The sequence below is a fragment of the Nonomuraea maheshkhaliensis genome, from assembly GCF_039529435.1.
Classification (GTDB): domain Bacteria; phylum Actinomycetota; class Actinomycetes; order Streptosporangiales; family Streptosporangiaceae; genus Nonomuraea; species Nonomuraea maheshkhaliensis.
On sequence record NZ_BAAAMU010000055.1, the window covers coordinates 1 to 19459 of the forward strand.

The following is a 19459-nucleotide window of genomic DNA, read 5'->3' on the forward strand; positions in this document are numbered from 1 at the left end:
GGCGGTTTCGCCGGTCGCCCGGGTGGCGGCGGCACCGGCCAGCGCACCGGCACCGGTGGTCCCGGTGGTGGCGGCGGCTTCGGCGGTCGTCCCGGCGGGGGTGGGCGCGGTCGTGGCGGCGGCACCGCGGGAGCCTTCGGGCGTCCCGGCGGCCGTCCCGCGCGTGGCCGTAAGTCGAAGCGTCAGCGGCGCCAGGAGTTCGACAACATGTCGGCGCCGGCGATCGGCGGCGTGCAGGTCGCTCGCGGCAACGGCGCGACGATCCGGCTGCCCCGCGGCGCCTCGCTCTCCGACTTCGCCGACCGCATCGGCGCCAACCCCGCCTCTCTGGTGCAGATCATGCTGCACCTGGGCGAGATGGTGACCGCGACGCAGTCGGTCAACGAGGAGACGCTGCAGCTGCTCGGCGCCGAGCTCGACTACAACATCCAGGTCGTCAGCCCGGAGGAGGAGGACCGCGAGCTTCTCGAGGCCTTCGACATCGAGTTCGGCGAGGACGAGGGCGACGAGGCCGACCTGGCCGCGCGTCCGCCGGTCGTGACCGTCATGGGTCACGTCGACCACGGTAAGACCAAGCTGCTCGACGCCATCCGCAAGACCAACGTGGTGGCGCGCGAGGCGGGTGGCATCACCCAGCACATCGGCGCTTACCAGGTCTCGGCCGAGCACGAGGGCGAAGAGCGCCGGATCACCTTCATCGACACCCCGGGTCACGAGGCGTTCACCGCCATGCGTGCCCGAGGCGCCAAGTCCACCGACATCGCGGTGCTGGTGGTCGCGGCCGACGACGGTGTGAAGCCGCAGACGATCGAGGCACTCAACCACGCCCAGGCGGCGGAGGTGCCGGTCGTGGTCGCGGTCAACAAGGTCGACAAGGAGGGCGCCGACCCCAACAAGGTCAGGGCCCAGCTCACCGAATACGGCCTGGTGGCGGAGGAATACGGCGGCTCGACGCTGTTCGTCGACATCTCGGCGAAGAACGGCACGGGCATCGACCAGCTCCTCGAGGCCATCCTGCTGACCGCGGACGCCGAGCTCGACCTGCGCGCCAACCCGACGATGGACGCTCAGGGCATCGCGATCGAGGCACACCTCGACAAGGGCCGCGGCCCCGTCGCGACCGTCCTGGTCCAGCGCGGCACGCTGCGCGTCGGCGACTCCATCGTCTGTGGCGAGGCCTTCGGCCGCGTCCGGGCGATGCTCGACGACAACGGCGACGCGGTCGAGGAGGCCACGCCGTCGCGTCCGGTCCTGGTGATGGGTCTGACGGCCGTGCCGAGCGCCGGTGACAACTTCATCGTGGTCACCGACGACCGGATGGCCCGGCAGATCGCCCAGCAGCGCGCGGCGCGCAAGCGCAGCGCCGACATGGCGAAGTCGAGCCGTCGCCGCACCCTCGAAGAGCTGTTCAGCGACCTTGAGAAGGGCCGCGTCGACGAGCTCAAGCTCATCATCAAGGGTGACGTGTCCGGTTCGGTGGAGGCCCTGGAAGACGCCCTGCTCAAGATCGACGTCGGCGACGAGGTCAGGCTCCGAGTCCTGCACCGCGCGGTCGGCGCGATCACCGAGTACGACGTCAACCTGGCCGTCGCCGACGACAACGCGGTCATCATCGGCTTCAACGTCCGCCCCGAGCCTCGGGCGCGCGACCTGGCCGAGCGCGAGGGCGTCGACATCCGCTACTACTCGGTCATCTACCAGGCGATCGAGGAGATCGAAGCGGCGCTCAAGGGCATGCTCAAGCCCGAGTTCGAAGAGGTCCAGATGGGCACCGCCGAAGTCCGCGAGGTCTTCAAGGTGCCGAAGATCGGCAACGTCGCCGGTTCGCTGGTCCGCTCCGGCGTGATCGTCCGCAACAGCAAGGCCAGGGTCATCCGCGACGGCGTCGTCATCGCGGACAACCTGACCGTCTCGTCCCTGCGTCGCTTCAAGGATGACGCGACCGAGGTCCGCGAGGGCTTCGAGTGCGGTATCGGTGTCGGCTACAACGACATCAGGCTCGACGACGTGATCGAGACGTTCGAAATGCGGGAGAAGCCGCGCGTGTGACACGCGGCCGGGCGCCCGGCGGATGTCCCGCCGGGCGCCTCTCGCACGCCCTGGCCTGGTCCCCACCGCAGCAGGCCGGGCGTGCGTCCACCTCACCAGGTCAAGCGGTGGTTGCCAACGATGTATGTGGGTTCTCTCACCCTGGACATCCTGCTCGGCGACGTCAGATCGCTGAAGCAGAAGCGCTCTGCCATCCGGCCTCTGATCGCCGAGCTGCAGCGCCGTTATCCCAGCATCGCGGTGGCTGAAACCGGCCATCTCGACCTCCACCGCAGAGCGGAGGTCGGCGTCGCGGTGGTCTCCGCGTCCGCGGGTAACTGCAGAGAGGTGCTGGACGCCTGCGAGCGGATGGTGGCTTTCCGCCCCGAGATCGAGCTGCTGTCGGCCCGGCACCGGCTCTACAACGACGAAGATTGAACGACTGCACGGCCAGGTCGTGCGTGAGGGGGAGCGAACATGGTGGATGCCGCACGAGCGCGCAAGCTCGCGGACCGCATCCAGCAGATCGTCGCCGAGATGCTGGAGCGCCGGATCAAGGATCCGCGTCTGGGTTTCGTGACCGTGACCGACACGCGTGTCACCGCTGACCTGCGCGACGCGACGGTGTTCTACACAGTGTTCGGCTCCGACGCCGAGCGGGCCGACAGCGCCGCCGCCCTCGAAAGCGCCAAGGGGATCCTCCGTTCCGAGGTGGGCCGCCAGACCGGGGTGCGCTTCGCCCCGACGCTGACGTTCAAGCACGACCCGCTGCCCGACAGCGCGCGTCACCTGGACGACCTGATCAACGCCGCCAGGGCGCGTGACGCCGAGGTGGCGCGGCAGGCCGAGACCGCTTCCTACGCCGGCGAGGCAGACCCCTACAGGAAGCCGGACGAGGAAGAGGAAGCGGAGGAGCGCGCCGACGTCGCCAGGGAAGAGCGGGCGTGACGCCCGACGTTCGGGACCGGGCCGGCCGCCCGGCCCGGGTCGAGGCGGGGCAGACGGACGACTGCCCGATCCCCGCCACGTCGTGGGACCGGGCGCTGCACCTGATCGGGCAGGCCGACGAGGTCGCGCTGGCCTGCCACGTCACCCCCGACGGCGACGCGCTCGGCTCGATGCTGGCCGTCGCGTTCGTGCTGCGCTCGATGGGCAAGCGCGTGGTGGCCTCCTTCGGCGACCGCCAGTTCGCGGTGCCGCGGCTGCTGCGCTTCCTGCCCGGCCAGGACATGCTCGTGCCGCCGGATGCCTATCCCGCCGCGCCCGAGTTGATGATCGTCTTCGACTCCTCGACGTTCGAGCGGCTCGGGGTGCTCGGCACCAACGCCGCCATGGCGCGCGAGCTCGTCGTGGTGGACCACCATCCGTCCAACGCCGGCTTCGGCACGCTCAGCCTCATCGACGCCCAGGCCGCGGCCACGGCCATGCTGGCCGAGCAGCTCGTCTACCGGCTCGGCGGACGCCTCGACCGCGACATCGCCACCTGCCTGTACGCGGGCCTGGTGACCGACACCGGGTCTTTCCGCTACTCCTCGACCACGCCCGCCGTGCACCAGATGGCGGCCAGGCTCGTCGCGACCGGGCTGCGTACCGACGAGATCGCCCGCGAGCTGTGGGACCGCTCGCCGTTCGGTTATCTCAAGGTGCTGGCCGGGGCCCTCGATCGGGTGACGCTGGAGAACGGGCCCGCGGGCGGCCTGGTGTGGACGTACGTGACCCGGGTCGACCGGGCGGAGCACGGGCTGCCGTACTCCGAGCTGGAAGGGCTCATCGACATCGTGCGCCGCACCGACGAGGCCGAGGTCGCGGTCGTCCTCAAGGAGGACGACCAGGGCGACTGGCAGGTGTCCACCAGGTCCAAGGGCAGCGTCGACGTGGCGGCCGTGTGCACGGCGCTCGGCGGCGGCGGCCACCACAATGCCGCCGGCTACACCTCCCACGACACCGCGGAGGAGACCATGGCGAAGTTCCGGCACGAGCTGAGGAAGGTCTCCTGATGGCCGAGAGCGGTCTGATCATCGTCGACAAGCCGGGCGAGTGGACCTCCCACGACGTGGTGGCCAAGATGCGGCGCCTCGCGGGCACCCGCAGGGTGGGCCACGCCGGCACGCTCGACCCCATGGCGACGGGCGTGCTCGTCATCGGCGTGGAGAAGGCGACCAGGCTGCTCGGGCACCTGACGCTGACCGAGAAGGTCTACGAGGCCACGATCAGGCTCGGCGTCACCACCAACACCGACGACGCCGAGGGCGAGGTCACCGCCACGGCCTCGGCGTCCGCGGTCACGCCCGGCGAGATCCACAAGGGCGTCGCCGCGCTGACCGGGGAGATCATGCAGATCCCGCCGCAGGTCAGCGCGATCAAGGTGAACGGTCAGCGGGCCTACAAGAAGGCGCGGGCGGGCGAGGAGGTCGAGCTGGCCGCCAGGCCCGTCACCGTACGGGAGTTCGCCGTGCTCGACATCAGGGCCGAAGGCGACGTGGTGGACGTGGACGCCGTCGTGACCTGCTCCAGCGGCACCTACATCCGCGCCCTGGCCCGCGACCTGGGCGCCGGGCTCGGGGTCGGCGGTCACCTGACGCGGCTGCGGCGCACCCGCGTCGGGCCGTACGACCTGTCCCTGGCCAGGAGCATCGAGCAGCTGACCGAGGAGTGCGTGATCCTGCCGATCGGCGAGGCGGTGGCGGCGGCGTTCCCGCGCAGGGACGTCACCGCCGAGGAGGCGCGTGTCATCGGGCACGGCGGGCGGCTGCCCGCGGCCGGGCTGGGTCCGGGGCCGATCGGGGTGTTCGGGCCGGAGGGGGAGCTGCTGGCGCTGGTGGAGGAGCAGGGCAGGACGGCGCGGCCGCTCGCCGTGTTCGTCGGTTAGCGCCCACTGTCAGACGTTCCGCCGATCGCTGATCGTCGGCTGCCGGTCAGCGGGGCTTGCGGGCCACGATGATGTCGCGCACGATCGCCTGATCCACCCAGTGCTCGAAGTCGGGATAGTCCATCACCTCAAGGCCCGCGTCCGTGAGGATCCTGCCCAGCTCGGAGCTCTTGCCGCCGTAGGTGTTCCAGGCGATGCCCATCGCGCCGCCGGGGCGTAGCAGCTCGGCCCAGACCGGCACGGCCCGGCCGAGCAGCTCCAGCGGGCTGCGCGACAGCCCACCGCCGCCCTTGCTGCCGTGCTGGACGCCGTACGGCGCGTCGGTCGCCACGATGTCGAACGAGCGCGGCCTGAAGAAGTCGCGGCTCTTGAGGGTGTCGGCGTTGACCACGGTCAGGCGCTGGGTGTCGCCCGCCTTGACCGCCTCCTTCGACAGGCCGAAGGTGACGTTGAACCGCCGGCCGACCAGGGCCCGCTCGCGGCGCACCGGCACGATCTCCGCCGTGTGCTTGAGCCGCTTGTTGCGCAGCCACGTCTTGAGGAAGCCGGTGTAGGCCTCGAAGTCCTTGCCGTCCACGTCGATGCCGTAGGCGTCGTAGCCGTACATGAGGGCCTGGTTGAGGGTGGTGCCGCGCCCGCACATCGGGTCGAACACCGACAACCGCCCGCTCATCCCCTCGTCGCGGGCCAGCGCCGTGACGTTGAGCAGCAGCTTGGTGAAGTGCTCGTTGGTCTTGCCGGCGTATTTCTGGATCGTGATCAGGTCGCTGCTGAGCCGGTCGCGCGGACTCATGGCCAGCGGCCTGAGCAGCTCGCCCTCCATCCCGAAGACGGCGTAGACGGAGGAGAGGTCGGACAGCAGCGCGACGTCCCCCTCGCTCAGCGGGTCCGCGGTCTCGAACGTCACGTAGGGGACGCCGCCGATCCGCGTCTCGTCGCTGCTCAGCACCTCGGCGCCGAGGGCCCGCGCGCTGAAGACGGCCAGCTCGTTACGGGTCAGCCGGACGGAGCTCTCTCCGTAGACCCGGTTGAAGGCAGGCAGGATCAGTAGCGCGTAACGAGGCATGATGCCCGATGATAGTCCGTTCAGAAAATCCCAGTGATTCTCCTGCCTGCTTCGCCGGCAGCCGCCCCGATCGCTCGGGGTCTTACGTCGCCTCCACAGGCGTTCAGCGTCTCCGGGGAACTGCCCGGGGACGTGAAACCAGATGAAACCAGGCCGCGTTCTGTTCGAGCAGCACGGTGTTGAGCGAACTGCGGGCGGCGTTGACATCGCGGTCGTGCTGGAGACCGCACCCGCACGCCCACACCCGGTCGGCGAGGGTGAGATCCCGGTTGACCGCTCCGCATCCGCCGCACAGTCTCGAGGACGGGAACCAGCGATCAGCCGGCCACACGTTCGATCCGTACCAGCCCGCCTTGTAGGTGAGAACTCCCCGAACCCGGTTCCTTTCTCGCCACCGCCTTGTTCGCTTCGCGCAGCCTGCGCAGGGCTGCCTTGAGCGGCTTGGGCGCGTGCAGTTCGGTGACGGCGCCGTCGTCGTCCGAGATGGTGCGAAGGTCTTCGCACCGAGGTCGATCCCGCACGCGGGAGCCGACCACGGCACCGGCGTCAGGTCCGGATCACCGATGCCATAGGTCCTCTCCGCCTCACGCTGCTCCAGCGCGGCCTTCACCTTCTCCAGGCAGAAGTTTCTCGACCACCCGCGAAAGACCAGCGTGCTGGGCGAGCCGGGCGCGCTGCTCGCCCGTCGGAGCCAGCTCCACTCGGTAACCCTGACGATCGGCTGGTGCCGGAGACGCGGCGACCCCATTCCGCCGGGCCTCCTCCGAGATCTTCACTCACCAATAGTCGTCAATGACGCTGGAGAAGCCCGATGACTTCGCCAGCAGCTGACAACCCCTCGGTTGGAGGGAATGCCGGAGCGCATGGCAGGCTTGTACGCGTTGATCCGGGAACGAGCGAATGGGGCCGAGGCGTGCAGGGTTCGGAGAGGTCTGTCGTCACCATCGGTGTGTTCGACGGGGTTCACCGCGGGCACCGTCGGGTGGCCGAGCGGGCCGTCGCCGTCGCTCGTGAGCGTGGGCTGCGTGCCGTGGCGGTCGTGTTCGAGCGGCCCGACGAGGCTGGGCGGCGAGGGGCGCGGCCGCAGGTGCTGACCGGCCCGCGACGCAGGGCCGAGCTGCTGACCGGGCTCGGCGTCGACGAGGCCGACGCGGTGCCGGATCTGCCGGGCGCGGCGGATCCTGGTGAGTTCGTACGGAACGTCCTGGCCGAGCGGCTGCGGGCGGCGGTCGTCGTGGTGGGGGAGCAATTCAGGTTCGGCCATGACGAAGGCAGCGGGGTGGAGATATTGAGGACGCTGGGCGAAAAATACGACTTCGAGGTCGAGACCGTGCCCCGCCTCGACGACGTCTCCGCCACCTCGATCCGCGAGCGGATCGCCACCGGAGACGTGGAGGGCGCCGCGCGGCAGCTCGGCCGGCCGCACCGGGTGGAGGGCGTCGTCGTCCGCGGCTACCAGCGCGGGCGCCAGCTCGGCTTCCCCACCGCCAACGTCGAGACGCCGCAGCACACCGCCATCCCCGCCGACGGGGTCTACGCCGGGTGGATGGAGTGCGTCCCGATGGCCAACCTGCCCGCCCTCTACGAGGGGGAGCGCTGGCCGGCGGCGATCTCGGTCGGCACCAACCCGACGTTCGAGGGCGTGCCGCGCACGGTGGAGGCGTACGCGCTCGACCGCGACGACCTGGAGCTCTACGGCGTGCACGTGGCCGTGGAGTTCGCCGCGCGGCTGCGCGGCAACACCCGCTTCGACTCGATCGAGGCGCTGATCGACCAGATCCACGCCGACGTGGAGGCCACCCGCCGCCTGACGAGCTGACCCCGCCCTGGCACGCGTAAGCCCTCTGTACGCGGGCGCGTCGCGACCCCGCCCGAGCACTGGACGCTTGGTGGTAACCTTGCATGTCGGCTCTGTAGCGGCGGTGCTGCGCGCTGCCCATGACGGCCTTCACGCGGCGACTGTAGGCACGCACGGTCGTTCGCGCTTCCATCACATTCGCGCGTGTCCGTAGATCGAAGGAGAGCCGTGTCCCTCGACACCGCTGCCAAGAAGACCATCATCGAGGAGTACGCGACGGCTGACGGCGACACCGGGTCGCCCGAGGTGCAGATCGCGCTGCTCAGCAAGCGCATCAGCGAGCTGACCGAGCACCTGAAGACGCACAAGCACGACCACCACAGCCGTCGTGGTCTGCTGCTGCTCGTCGGGCGCCGGCGCCGCCTGCTGAAGTACCTGCAGAAGGTCGACATCCAGCGCTACCGTACGCTCATCGAGCGGCTCGGCCTGCGCCGATAGTCTGAAAGGGAGCGGCGCTCGCGCCGCTCCCTTCTCATATCGGGGTAGGACCCCATACGGTCAGGACGCGTGGCGAGCTGAAACCGCCCCGCGTTTGACGTACAACTGAAGATCCGAGACACACAGCCCCCGCGTCCGCTCAGCACCATGCGACCCGCGACGCCTGCGGGCCGGTCCTCGGTAGTGGCTTCCGGTAACAAACACACTTGACCGGGCGCTTCGATCGAAGACCGGCGCTGCACCTAACGAGGGTGCCGGTGAGAAAAGGGCGCGGGAGACCGACCACAAGGAGGTCCCCCGTGGAGGGTGTCCACACTGCTGAAGCCGTCATAGACAACGGCTCATTCGGCACGCGCACGATCCGGTTCGAGACCGGTCGCCTCGCGCGCCAGGCGGCGGGCTCCGCCGTCGCCTATCTCGACAGCGACACGATGGTGCTCTCCGCCACCACCGCGTCGAAGTCCCCGAAGGAACAGTTCGACTTCTTCCCGCTCACGGTCGACGTCGAAGAGCGCATGTACGCCGCGGGCCGCATCCCCGGCTCGTTCTTCCGCCGTGAGGGCCGTCCGTCCGAGGACGCCATCCTCACCTGCCGGCTGATCGACCGGCCGCTGCGCCCGTCGTTCGTCAAGGGCCTGCGCAACGAGGTCCAGGTCGTCGCCACGGTCATGGCGCTCAACCCCGACCACCTCTACGACGTGGTCGCCATCAACGCCGCGTCCCTGTCGACGCAGCTGGCCGGCCTGCCCTTCTCCGGCCCGATCGGCGGCGTGCGCGTCGCGCTGATCGACGGCCAGTGGGTGGCCTTCCCGACGCACCACGAGCTGGAGCGGGCCACGTTCGACATGGTCGTGGCGGGCCGCGTGCTCGACGACGGCGACGTCGCGATCATGATGGTCGAGGCCGAGTCCACCAAGGACACGCTCAAGCTGGTCGCCGAGGGCGCGGTCGCGCCCACCGAGGAGACCGTCGCGCAGGGCCTCGACGCCGCCAAGCCCTTCATCAAGGTGCTGTGCGAGGCGCAGTCGCGCATCGCGCAGGTCGCGGCCAAGGAGACGGCCGAATACCCGGTCTTCCTGGAATACCAGGACGACGTGCTCAACGCCGTCGAGGCCGCGGTCAAGAACGAGCTGGCCGCCGCGCTGACCATCGCCGGCAAGCAGGAGCGCGAGACCGAGCTGGAGAAGGTCAAGGCGCTGGCCGCCGAGAAGCTCCTGCCCGAGTTCGAGGGCCGCGAGAAGGAGATCTCCGGCGCCTTCCGCTCGGTGATGAAGAAGCTCATGCGCGAGCGGGTCGTCAAGGAGGGCATCCGCATCGACGGCCGCGGCACCAAGGACATCCGCGCCCTGTCGGCGGAGGTCCACGTGGTGCCCCGCGTGCACGGCTCGGCCCTGTTCGAGCGCGGTGAGACCCAGATCATGGGCATCACCACCCTCAACATGCTGCGCATGGAGCAGGTCATCGACACGCTCAACCCCGAGCGGACCAAGCGCTACATGCACAACTACAACTTCCCGCCCTACTCCACCGGTGAGACCGGCCGGGTGGGCTCGCCCAAGCGCCGCGAGATCGGTCACGGCGCGCTGGCCGAGCGGGCGCTGATCCCGGTGCTGCCCACGCGTGAGGAGTTCCCCTACGCGATCCGGCAGGTCTCCGAGGCACTCGGCTCCAACGGCTCCACCTCGATGGGCTCGGTCTGCGCCTCCACCATGGCGCTGCTCGACGCCGGTGTGCCGCTCAAGGAGATGGTCGCGGGCATCGCGATGGGCCTGATCGGCGAGGGTGACAACTACGTCACGCTGACCGACATCCTCGGCGCCGAGGACGCCATGGGCGACATGGACTTCAAGGTCGCCGGCACCAAGGACGTCATCACCGCCCTGCAGCTCGACACCAAGCTCGACGGCATCCCCGCCAGCGTGCTGGCCGCCGCGCTCAAGCAGGCCAAGGGCGCCCGCCTGGCGATCCTCGACGTGATGCAGGAGGCGATCGACTCCCCGGCGGAGATGAACCCGACCGCGCCGCGCATCATCACCATCAAGGTCCCGGTCGACAAGATCGGCGAGGTCATCGGCCCGAAGGGCAAGATGATCAACCAGATCCAGGACGACACGGGCGCCGAGATCACCATCGAGGACGACGGCACGATCTACATCGGCGCCACCGACGGGCCCGCCGCCGAGGCCGCCCGTTCGGCGATCAACGCGATCGCCAACCCGCACATGCCGGAGGTCGGCGAGCGCTACCTGGGCACGGTCGTGAAGATCGCCGCGTTCGGCGCGTTCATCTCGCTCATGCCCGGCAAGGACGGTCTGCTGCACGTCTCGCAGATCCGCAAGCTGCACGGCGGCAAGCGGATCGAGAACGTCGAGGACGTCATGGGCGTCGGCGAGAAGATCCAGGTCGAGATCGCCGAGATCGACGGCCGGGGCAAGCTCTCCCTGGTGCCGGTCGAGGTCATCGAGAAGGAGGCCGCCGAGAAGGAGGCCAAGGCCGGCGACGGCGACGCCTCCGACGCTCCGGCCCCGTCCGAGGCGGCTCCGGCCGCCGAGGAGCGGTCCGAGCGGCCCCGGCGCACCCGTACGCGCGTGCGTAACACCCGCTCCGATGGGGACGACCGGAACTCGTGACGACGACCACGCTCCACCCCGGCAAGGACGGAGCCGGGGTGGTGAGGCGCACCGTCCTCCCGGGTGGGCTGCGCGTGGTGACCGAGACCATGCCGACCGTGCGCAGCGTCGCGGTCGGCATGTGGGTCGGCATCGGCTCGCGTGACGAGGCCCCCGAGCACATGGGGGCCACGCACTTCCTCGAACACCTGCTGTTCAAGGGCACCCCGACGCGCGACGCGATGGAGATCTCCGCCAGCATCGAGGGCATCGGCGGTGAGATCAACGCCTTCACCGCGAAGGAGTACACCTGCTACTACGCGCGGGTCCTCGACGAGGACCTGCCGGTCGCGGTCGACGTGCTCGCCGACGTGGTGACCAGCTCGCTGGTGACCGCCGAGGACGTCGAGTCCGAGCGGGGCGTGATCCTCGAAGAGATCGCCATGCACGACGACGATCCCTCCGACGTGGTGCACGAGCAGTTCGCCGCCGCGCTCTACGGCGACTCGCCGATCGGCCGGCCCATCCTGGGCACGGTCGACTCGATCAACGCCCTCGGGCGCGAGCGGATCGCCGAGTACTACCACCGCTACTACCGGCCCCGCTGCACGGTGGTGTCGGTCGCGGGCAACATCCGGCACGAAGAGGTCGTCGAGCTGGTGACCAGGGCCTACGAACGGGCGGGGGCGCTGACCGGCCCCGCCGAGTTCGCGCCGCCGCGCACCAGCGGCCCCGGCGCCACGTCGGGCTCCCGCCTGGCGGTGCTCGACCGGCCCACCGAGCAGGCCAACCTGGTGCTCGGCACGACCGGCCTGGCCCGCACCGACGACCGCCGCTTCGCACTGGGCGTGCTCAACGCGGCGCTCGGCGGCGGCATGTCGTCCCGGCTCTTCCAGGAGATCAGGGAGAAGCGCGGCCTGGCCTACTCCGCCTACAGCTACACCTCGGCCTACGCCGACACCGGCCAGTTCGGCATCTACGTGGGCTGCCTGCCGTCCAAGATCGACGACGTGCTCAAGATCTGCCGGGACGAGGTGGCCAGGGTGGTCACCGAGGGCATCACCGCCGACGAGATCATGCGCGGCAAGGGTCAGATGCGCGGCGGGCTCGTGCTCGGTCTTGAGGACACCGGCTCGCGCATGTCGCGCATCGGCAAGAACGAGCTGGTCTACGACGAGCTGATGTCGGTCGACGAGGTGCTGTCCCGCATCGAGGCCGTCACTCCTGACGAGATCTCCGAGGTCGCCCGCGACGTGCTCAACCGGCCGCTCACGCTGGCCGTGATCGGCCCGTACGGCGACAAGGACTTCTCCGACGCCATCGCGTGAACGGCGGCCCGCGCCGGTTGGGATAGGCTCGCCCTGTGATCAGGGTAGGTGTGCTCGGAGCCCAGGGGCGCGTGGGCGTCGAGGTGTGCAAGGCGGTCGAGGCGGCCACCGACATGGAGTTGGTGGCCGCGCTCGACAAGGACGACTCCGTCGAGGGGCTCCAGGGCGCCGAGGTGGTGGTCGACTTCACCCATCCCGACGTGGTCATGGGCAACCTCGAATGGGCGATCGGCCACGGCGTGCATCCCGTGGTGGGCACGACCGGGTTCGACGAGGGCCGCCTGGAGACCGTGCGCGGCTGGCTGGCCGCGAGGCCCGGCACCAACTGCCTGATCGCCCCCAACTTCGGCATCGCCGCCGTGCTCATGATGCACTTCGCCCAGCAGGCGGCCCGCTACTTCGAGTCGGCCGAGATCGTCGAGCTGCACCACCCCAACAAGGCCGACGCGCCCTCCGGCACGGCCCGGCGCACCGCCGAGCTGATCTCCGAGGCCCGCGCCAAGGCCGGGGCCGGGGCGATGCCCGACGCGACCAGCACCGCGCTTGACGGCGCGCGCGGGGCCGACGTCGGCGGCGTGCACGTCCACGCGGTGCGCCTGTCCGGGCTGATCGCGCACCAGGAGGTGCTGCTCGGCGGCGACGGCGAGATCCTCACCATCAGGCACGACACGATGAGCAGGTCGGCGTTCACGCCTGGCGTGCTGCTCGGCGTGCGCAGGGTGCGCGAGCTGCCCGGCCTGACCCTCGGCCTTGAGCCGCTGCTCGACCTCTGACGCGGCCTTTTTCGCCTGCCAACACGACGTGCCCACGTCCGTATTCGGCCGTGGGCACGTGGTGAGGAGAGGGTCCCGGCTCCGCACAGCCAGGCCTACGATCTTCAACCCTAATATGAGCGGCGAGCTCGTCCGGAAAAATGAGATCGTGTCGCCATGGTGCGATGGGCGCGAGCGGACGAACTTCCCGGGCTGGTCTCGATAGAGCTGGCCGCCGACCGGCTGTTCGAGCAGGTGGGCATCGTCTTCCCGCCCGGGACCACCATGATCGAAGAGGCGGCCGACCCCGGGGCCGTGCTGGTCGAGGGTGAGCCGCCCGACGGGTTCGCGCTGGTCGGCTGGGTCGACGGCGGCCTCCACCTCGATCAGCTCGCCGTCCGTCCCGAGAGCATGCGCCAGGGCATCGGCGGGCGGCTGGTCACGGCCGTCATCGACCACGCGCGGGCGACCGGCGCGCCGGGCGTGACGCTGACGACGTACCGCGACGTGCCGTGGAACGCGCCCTGGTACGCGCGCCACGGCTTCACCCCGATGCCCGAGGCCGAGTGGGGGCCGCAGCTGCGGGCGCTGGTCGAGCACGAACGGGAGCTCGGCATCGAGATCGCGCCGCGCGTGGTGATGCGCCGCCGCCCCTAGTGTGCGCTGTGGCTATGAGAACTAGCTGCCGCGGACGGTGCGGCCGGTGACGTGCGGTGGCGGCTCCTCGAAGCGGGAGCGCTGGGCCGGCTCGCCGCTCACCTGCTCCACGATGGAGGCGGCGAGCTGGTGCAGCTTGACGTTCCGGTCCTGGGAGACGTGCCGCAGCAGCTCGAACGCGTGCTGCGCGGTGCACCGGCGCTGCGCCATGACGATGCCGAGGGCCTGGTCGATGATCGCGCGCGTGGTGAGCGCCTCCTTGAGCTGGGCCGCCACCTCACGCGTCCTGGCCGCGTCCAGCGCCGTACGGTAGAGGACGCCGACGTGGGCGGCGCTGACCCGCATGGCGAGCTGGGTGACGGCGAGTCCTCCGGCGTTCGGCTCGGCGGCGTTCGGTTCTGAGGAGTTCGGTTTCGTGGCGTCCGGCTCCGTGGCCGCGAGATCGGTGGCGCCGGGCGAGCCGTCGTCCCCTGAGTAGAGCGTGAACGCGCCGAGCAGCGCCCCCTCCGACTCCAGCGGCTCACAGTGCACCGTGCGGATCTCCGGCGCCTGCTGGGCGAACTTCGGCCAGCGGGAGTCGGCGGCCAGGTCGCGGGTGGTCACGGACCTCCCGCTGTCGATCGTGTCGAGCACGGGCCCCTGCCCGACGGCCGTCTGCAGGTCGTCGAAGAGCCTGGCCCGAGCGTGGGACACGGCCGCGGTGCGCAGACCGTCAGCGGAGCACAGCACGACGCTCAGCATCGGCGAGCAGGGCATCGCCGAGGCGTTGATCGTCGCGTCGGGCGCGGCCGGGGATGATGCGGGCCCGGCCGGGGATGAGACGGGCGAGGCCGGCCCGGTCAGGGGTGAGGCGGGCGCGGTGGGGCCGGGCATCGCCCGTCCGGCGATGGCGACGCACTCAGCGAGTGCCCGCTCGAACTCCTCGATGTCCGTGGACACCCTGGGCCGATCTGCCACGATCCCTCGCGATCGCTGCGTCGGGGGTCACTGGGGCCTTGCCTTGGGGACCTCCAGGCTAGCGGTTCGGCGGGACGCTCACGAGAGGTAGGCGTCGATCTCTGTCAGGTAGGCGTCCTTGACGTGGCGCGGCAGCCAGGTGATCTCGAAGGCGTTGCGCTGCAGTTGCGCCAGCTCCTCGCGGCTGAGCTGGAGGGAGTCCTGCAGGGCCTCGATGTTCTCCTGTACGTAGGCGGCGAAGTAGGCCGGATCGTCGGAGTTGACCGTCACCCGCACGCCCAGGTCCATCAGCTTGCGGATGCCCTCGGCCTTCATCGAGTCGGTGACGTAGCCGTTGGACACCGGGCAGCAGGTCAGCCCCGTGCCGCGAGCCAGCACCACCTCCACCAGCCGCTGGTCCTCAAGAATGTTGACGCCGTGGTCGATCCGGTCGACGCCGATCTCCTCGACGGCCTGGCGGATGTGCTCGATCGCGTCGTCCTGGTCCACGTCGCAGTGCATGGTCAGCAGGTAGCCCTCCTGCTTGGCCCGCTCGTAGACCGCCGCGAACTTGGCGGGCGGGTTGCCCTTCTCGTCGGAGTCGAGCCCGACGCCGACGATCCACTCCTTGTACGGCAGCGACTCCAGCAACGTCGCCATCGCGTACTCGGCCTGGAAGTCGCGCAGGAAGCACATGATGAGCTGGGCCCGCACGCCGAGCTGGGCGTGCGCGTCCATCAGCGCCCGCCGCAGCCCCCTGATCACCACGTCGAACGGCACGCCGCGCGAGGTGTGCGCCTGGGGGTCGAAGAAGATCTCGGCGTAACGGACGTTCTGCTCGGCGGCCTTACGCAGGTAGGCCATCGCCAGGTCGTAGAAGTCGGGCTCGGTGCGCAGCACCCGCATGCCCTCGTAGTAGATCGTCAGGAAGGACGAGAGGCTGTCGAAGGTGTAGGCGGCCCGCATCTCCTCGACGGTCGCGTACGGCAGCTCCAGCCCGTTGCGGGCGGCCAGCTCGAACTTGAGCTCGGGCTCCAGCGTGCCCTCGATGTGCAGGTGCAGCTCGCACTTGGGCAGACCGGCGATGAATTCCTTCACCGTCCCACTGTAGAAGACGGCTAGAAGATGATCGCCAGACCCACGGCGAAGAGGAACCCGTACGCCAGTTGGAGCTTGCCCGTCTGCTGCAGCACCGCGATCAAGGCGGGACCCACCGCCTTGCTCAGCACCGCCCTGATGGGGGAGACCGCCAGCGGCGCCGCGAGCAGTACCAGAGCCGCCCAGGGCGTGATGGGGATCATCGCCAGCGCCACCACGAACGGCACGACCTGGCAGGCCACGTAGAGCGTACGGGTGCGTTCGGCGCCCAGCAGCACCGCCAGCGTGCGCTTGCCCGCCTGCCCGTCGGTGCCGACGTCGCGCAGGTTGTTGACCACCAGCATCGAGCACGACAGCAGCCCCACCGGGATCGAGGCGATCAGCGCCGCCCAGCTCAGATGCTCCGTCTGCACGTAGGCCGTGCCCATCACGGGGACGATGCCGAAGAACACGAACACGGCCACCTCGCCGAGCCCGCGGTAGCCGTACGGGTGCTTGCCGCCGGTGTAGAACCAGGCGGCCGCGATCGCCGCCGCGCCCACCAGCAGCACCCACCAGGCTCGCGTGACGACGACCAGCACGAGCCCCAGGACCGCCGCGAGCGCGAACGAGCCGAGCGCGGCCGTCAGCACCTCGCGCGGCGTGGCCGCCCGCGAGCCCACCAGCCGCATCGGCCCGACCCGCTGGTCGTCGGTGCCGCGCACGCCGTCGCTGTAGTCGTTGGCGTAGTTGACGCCGATCTGCAGCGACAGCGCCACGAACAGGGCCAGCACCGCCCGCCACCACACGAAGCCGCCTTCGCCGATCGCCACGCCGGTGCCGACCATGACGGGCACGACGGCGTTGGGAAAGGTGCGGGGGCGAGCGCCGGCGATCCACTGGGAAGGGGTTGCCATGTCCTGCTTGAACCTCTAGCTGATGTCGGTGGTGAGTCTGACCATCCGGATCGGACGGCCCATGTCGAGGACGCGTTCGGCCATGTCCTCACCCCAGCCCGCCGACTCCAGGAAGCCGAGCACCGCGTAGTTGTCGGCGAACACCCAGGTGACGATCTGCCGGAACCCGTCGTCACGAAGATAGTCGACCGTGGCGTTGAGCAGCCGGCTGCCATGGCCCCTGCGGACGAAGTCCGGGTCGACCAGCAACGTCAGCATCTCGGCCGCCACCCCGGGGTCGAGGTCGGGGTCCTCCGCGGGGGCGTGGGAGGCCAGCCCCACCACGCGCTCACCGCCGCGCGGGGTCACGAGGGCGGCTCCGGCGCCGCCCGCGCCCAGCGCGGGAAAGCCCTCGGTGTCGAGGATCGTCTCCACCGCCACCAGCACCCGATGCATGGGGGAGGGCGGGGCGACGATCGCCTCGTCCCACTGGCGCAGCCACATCTTCTCCGCCGCCGCGCCGGTCATCTGCTCGAGTGGGCCCTCGGGGAGGAAGTCCCGATAGCCGTAGCGCCAGGCGCGGATCTGAGTGTTCGCAACCTGGAGAACATCCTCGCGCCGGGCCGCCCGGACGCCTACGTCTGCCATCTCGGCCCGCTCCTTCGCCTGCCGTCCATGCCACAAGGCACGAGTTACACCGTATCGGTGTTTGAGCCTTGGAGACGACGCGAACCCCGCTTCCTCGCCCGGTAAGCCCGCGTCTTGGTGCGGTTGCCGCATACACGCATGGAACACCACGAGCGGGAACGGTTCTTCGACGAGTCGATGAACGCCCACTGACAGGTTTCCTCCGCGCACACCTTGAGCCGGTCCCACGACGCGGCCACGGTCGCCGCGGCGATGCGCGCCAGGCCGCCCGCCACGCCGGTGGCCGCAGGGGTCAGCCGGGGGCGGCCGCCGGCGTCGAGGGTGACGAGGAGGGGCAACGGGGGAAGCTCCGCCGGGCGCCATTGTTGCGCCGGTCGCTCGGCCGGTCGCTCGGCCGGTCGCTCGGCCGCTCGCCGCCTGAGTGTCGCTCTGAGGCCCTCACGCAGGGCGTGGGCGGCGTGCAGGTCGTCGTCGGAGGCACGGTCGCGCGGGCCCGCCAGGCCGCGCTCGCGCAGCCACAGGGCCAGGTCGGCGGGGGAGGACAGCTCGTCCGCCTGGGCTTCGACGTCGAAGGTGTTCACGAAGTCTCGTGCGAGCTCCGTGGGCAACGGCATGCCGTCACTCTACTGGGCCGATCTCCCGGGTTGATCTACTGGACCCGGCCCTCTGGCCCTCGGCCCCGAACCCGGATCTCGGACCTCCACCCGAACCTCGGGACCTACCCGGACCTTGGCCCCGGACCTCGGCGCCCGAACCTCGGGCCTGCCTGGACCGAGACCATTTCACCGGGTCTGAGCCCATCTACTGGGCGGCCCGCACTCCTGTGATCGCCAGGGCCTCAGCCAGCCGCCTGACCCCTTCACGCAGCTCGGCGAGGTTGGCGGCGGCCATGTGCGTGACCCGGATGCGCGGCCCCGGCGGCTCCGACGGGTAGTACATCCGGCCCGGGCTCACCAGCACCCCGTTCTGCCTGGCCGTCTCCACCAAGGCGCCCTCGTCGACGTCGGCGGGCAGCCGCACCCAGAGATGCATGCCGCCGATCGGCAGCAGGTGCGGCTCGGCGGCGGGCATGTGCTGGGCGAGCGCCGCCGCGAGCGCGTCGCGGCGGATCACGATCTCGGCGTGCACGGCCGTGAGGTGCCGCCGCCAGGCCGGCGACCCCACGAACTCCAGCGCCGTCTCCTGCAACGGCCGCGCCACGAAGAACGACTCCACGAGCTGGGCGGCCCGCAGCCGGTGGGCGGCGGGCCCCCGTGCGATCACGGCCGCCACCCGCAGGCTCGGCGCGAGGATCTTGGTCAGCGAGCCGATGTGCACCACCGTGCCGTCCCGGTCCATCGACGCCAGCGACGGGGGCGCCTGCCCGGTCAGGTAGCGGGCGTAGTCGTCCTCCACCACGAACGCGCCCGCCGCCCGCGCCACCTGCAGCACCTGCTCGCGGCGTTCGACGGGCAGTGTGGCACCGGTGGGGTTGTGCAGGGTGGGCTGGCAGAAGAACACCCGCGCCCCCGTCATGGCGAACGCCTCGGCCAGCAGCTCGGGCCGCACGCCGTCCCGGTCCATCGGTACCGCCGTGGCCCGCAGCCCCGCCGCCCTGGCCGCGGCCAGCGCTCCCGGATAGGTGGGCGTTTCGACGAGGATGGGCGTGCCGGGAGCAGCCAGCGCCCTGAACGCGTTCGTGAGCGCCGCCTGCCCGCCGCTCACGATCAACGCGTCGGCCCCCGTGACGTCGCCGCCGGCCTGCGTGGCGAACCAGCGCCGCAGCTCAGGCAGCCCGGTGAGAGGCGGCCTGGCCCAGGCGCCCGGCCCGCGTACGGCCCGCGCCGCCGCGGCGGCCAGCTGCTTGTCCGGCCGCAGCCCAGGCCGCAGATATCCACCGGTCAGCGGCACCACCCCCTCGGGTGCCGCCCCCAGCAGGGCCGTGATCGGCCCGTCGTCCACCACCCGATCCCCGAGCGCGACGGTCTGCCAGGACAGATCGGCCGCGTCCCGCGCCGGCCGCACAGGTGGGGCCACGAAGGCGCCGCTGCCCGGCCGCGTCACCACCCGCCCTTCCGCGGCCAGCTGCCCGATCGCCCTGGAGACGGTGACGGGGCTCACGTTGTGCCGCCGCATGATCTCCCGGCTGGACGGCAACCGCGCGCCTGGCCCGAGGCGTTCGGCATCTTCGCGCAGTATCGCGGCGATCTGGGCGATACTGCTATCGTTGTTCATGAGATCGGATGATAGCGCTATCGTCACCGGCGCAGTAGCGCTCCCCCAACCCGATTCCCACCTTCACCCTGACTCCCCACCCG

The 19459-nt window shown here is 70.5% G+C and carries 20 protein-coding genes; 11 read left to right on the forward strand and 9 right to left on the reverse strand.

The genetic code is table 11. The annotated features are described in order from the left end of the window. The 5 genes from infB to truB form a co-directional block, all read left to right on the forward strand. On the forward strand, positions 1–2049 hold a 2049-nt coding region (infB, locus tag ABFX54_RS31125; RefSeq protein WP_346110132.1), incomplete at its 5' end, for a translation initiation factor IF-2. 120 nt (positions 2050–2169) lie between these two features. Beyond that, a complete protein-coding gene (locus ABFX54_RS31130; protein ID WP_346110133.1) occupies positions 2170–2466 on the forward strand; it encodes a DUF503 domain-containing protein in 297 nt (98 codons plus the stop codon). Between the two features lie 39 nt (positions 2467–2505). Next, on the forward strand, positions 2506–2976 hold the full coding sequence (gene rbfA, locus ABFX54_RS31135) for a 30S ribosome-binding factor RbfA (RefSeq protein ID WP_346110134.1): 471 nt from the start codon (positions 2506–2508) through the stop codon (positions 2974–2976). Then, positions 2973–4025 (forward strand): DHH family phosphoesterase, encoded by a 1053-nt coding sequence (locus tag ABFX54_RS31140; RefSeq protein WP_346110135.1) that lies wholly within the window; start codon positions 2973–2975, stop codon positions 4023–4025. Before rbfA ends, ABFX54_RS31140 begins: the two co-directional genes overlap by 4 nt. Next, the gene (gene truB, locus ABFX54_RS31145; protein WP_346110136.1) at positions 4025–4897 is read left to right on the forward strand and encodes a tRNA pseudouridine(55) synthase TruB; all 873 of its coding nucleotides are present in this window, start codon (positions 4025–4027) and stop codon (positions 4895–4897) included. Before ABFX54_RS31140 ends, truB begins: the two co-directional genes overlap by 1 nt. Positions 4898–4943: 46 nt before the next feature. Here the strand turns inward: truB and ABFX54_RS31150 are convergent, their stop codons facing one another. The 3 genes from ABFX54_RS31150 to ABFX54_RS57110 all read right to left on the reverse strand — a co-directional run bounded on the left by ABFX54_RS31150 (position 4944) and on the right by ABFX54_RS57110 (position 6739). Then, positions 4944–5963, reverse strand: a complete 1020-nt coding sequence (locus ABFX54_RS31150) for a TRM11 family SAM-dependent methyltransferase (protein ID WP_346110137.1) — start codon at positions 5961–5963, stop codon at positions 4944–4946. 103 nt (positions 5964–6066) lie between these two features. Next, positions 6067–6573: a zinc ribbon domain-containing protein gene (locus ABFX54_RS31155; protein WP_428834594.1), complete on the reverse strand. Its 507-nt coding sequence runs from the start codon at positions 6571–6573 to the stop codon at positions 6067–6069. Further along, positions 6548–6739, reverse strand: coding sequence for a helix-turn-helix domain-containing protein (locus ABFX54_RS57110; RefSeq protein WP_428834595.1), 192 nt, complete (start codon positions 6737–6739; stop codon positions 6548–6550). The genes ABFX54_RS31155 and ABFX54_RS57110 overlap by 26 nt, the downstream gene beginning before the upstream one ends. A 35-nt stretch (positions 6740–6774) precedes the next feature. On the opposite strand from ABFX54_RS57110, the gene ABFX54_RS31160 reads away from it, so the two are divergent. From ABFX54_RS31160 to ABFX54_RS31185, 6 genes are all read left to right on the forward strand, one after another. Continuing rightward, positions 6775–7782 carry a bifunctional riboflavin kinase/FAD synthetase gene (locus ABFX54_RS31160; protein ID WP_428834596.1) on the forward strand — a complete coding sequence of 336 codons (1008 nt, stop codon included), beginning with the start codon at positions 6775–6777 and terminating at the stop codon, positions 7780–7782. 207 nt (positions 7783–7989) lie between these two features. Continuing rightward, positions 7990–8259: a 30S ribosomal protein S15 gene (gene rpsO, locus ABFX54_RS31165; RefSeq protein WP_106235181.1), complete on the forward strand. Its 270-nt coding sequence runs from the start codon at positions 7990–7992 to the stop codon at positions 8257–8259. Positions 8260–8558: 299 nt separating this feature from the next. Beyond that, on the forward strand, positions 8559–10889 hold the full coding sequence (locus ABFX54_RS31170) for a polyribonucleotide nucleotidyltransferase (protein ID WP_346110140.1): 2331 nt from the start codon (positions 8559–8561) through the stop codon (positions 10887–10889). Next, a complete protein-coding gene (locus ABFX54_RS31175) occupies positions 10886–12196 on the forward strand; it encodes a M16 family metallopeptidase (RefSeq protein WP_346110141.1) in 1311 nt (436 codons plus the stop codon). Before ABFX54_RS31170 ends, ABFX54_RS31175 begins: the two co-directional genes overlap by 4 nt. Before the next feature lie 35 nt (positions 12197–12231). After that, entirely contained in the window at positions 12232–12969 is a 738-nt protein-coding gene (gene dapB, locus ABFX54_RS31180) for a 4-hydroxy-tetrahydrodipicolinate reductase (protein WP_346110142.1), read from the forward strand. A 156-nt stretch (positions 12970–13125) separates the two neighbouring features. Beyond that, the gene (locus tag ABFX54_RS31185) at positions 13126–13605 is read left to right on the forward strand and encodes a GNAT family N-acetyltransferase (protein WP_346110143.1); all 480 of its coding nucleotides are present in this window, start codon (positions 13126–13128) and stop codon (positions 13603–13605) included. A 21-nt stretch (positions 13606–13626) separates the two neighbouring features. Here the strand turns inward: ABFX54_RS31185 and ABFX54_RS31190 are convergent, their stop codons facing one another. The 6 genes from ABFX54_RS31190 to ABFX54_RS31215 all read right to left on the reverse strand — a co-directional run bounded on the left by ABFX54_RS31190 (position 13627) and on the right by ABFX54_RS31215 (position 19376). Beyond that, positions 13627–14544, reverse strand: coding sequence for a GAF and ANTAR domain-containing protein (locus tag ABFX54_RS31190; RefSeq protein ID WP_346110144.1), 918 nt, complete (start codon positions 14542–14544; stop codon positions 13627–13629). A 96-nt stretch (positions 14545–14640) separates the two neighbouring features. After that, positions 14641–15639 carry an adenosine deaminase gene (locus tag ABFX54_RS31195; protein ID WP_346110145.1) on the reverse strand — a complete coding sequence of 333 codons (999 nt, stop codon included), beginning with the start codon at positions 15637–15639 and terminating at the stop codon, positions 14641–14643. Positions 15640–15659: 20 nt separating this feature from the next. Further along, positions 15660–16535: a 1,4-dihydroxy-2-naphthoate polyprenyltransferase gene (locus tag ABFX54_RS31200; protein ID WP_346110146.1), complete on the reverse strand. Its 876-nt coding sequence runs from the start codon at positions 16533–16535 to the stop codon at positions 15660–15662. 15 nt (positions 16536–16550) lie between these two features. After that, positions 16551–17162, reverse strand: a complete 612-nt coding sequence (locus ABFX54_RS31205) for a GNAT family N-acetyltransferase (protein WP_346110147.1) — start codon at positions 17160–17162, stop codon at positions 16551–16553. A 44-nt stretch (positions 17163–17206) separates the two neighbouring features. After that, on the reverse strand, positions 17207–17776 hold the full coding sequence (locus tag ABFX54_RS31210) for a CGNR zinc finger domain-containing protein (protein ID WP_346110148.1): 570 nt from the start codon (positions 17774–17776) through the stop codon (positions 17207–17209). A 187-nt stretch (positions 17777–17963) separates the two neighbouring features. Beyond that, positions 17964–19376: an aminotransferase-like domain-containing protein gene (locus ABFX54_RS31215; RefSeq protein WP_346110149.1), complete on the reverse strand. Its 1413-nt coding sequence runs from the start codon at positions 19374–19376 to the stop codon at positions 17964–17966. Between the last annotated feature and the right edge of the window lie 83 nt (positions 19377–19459).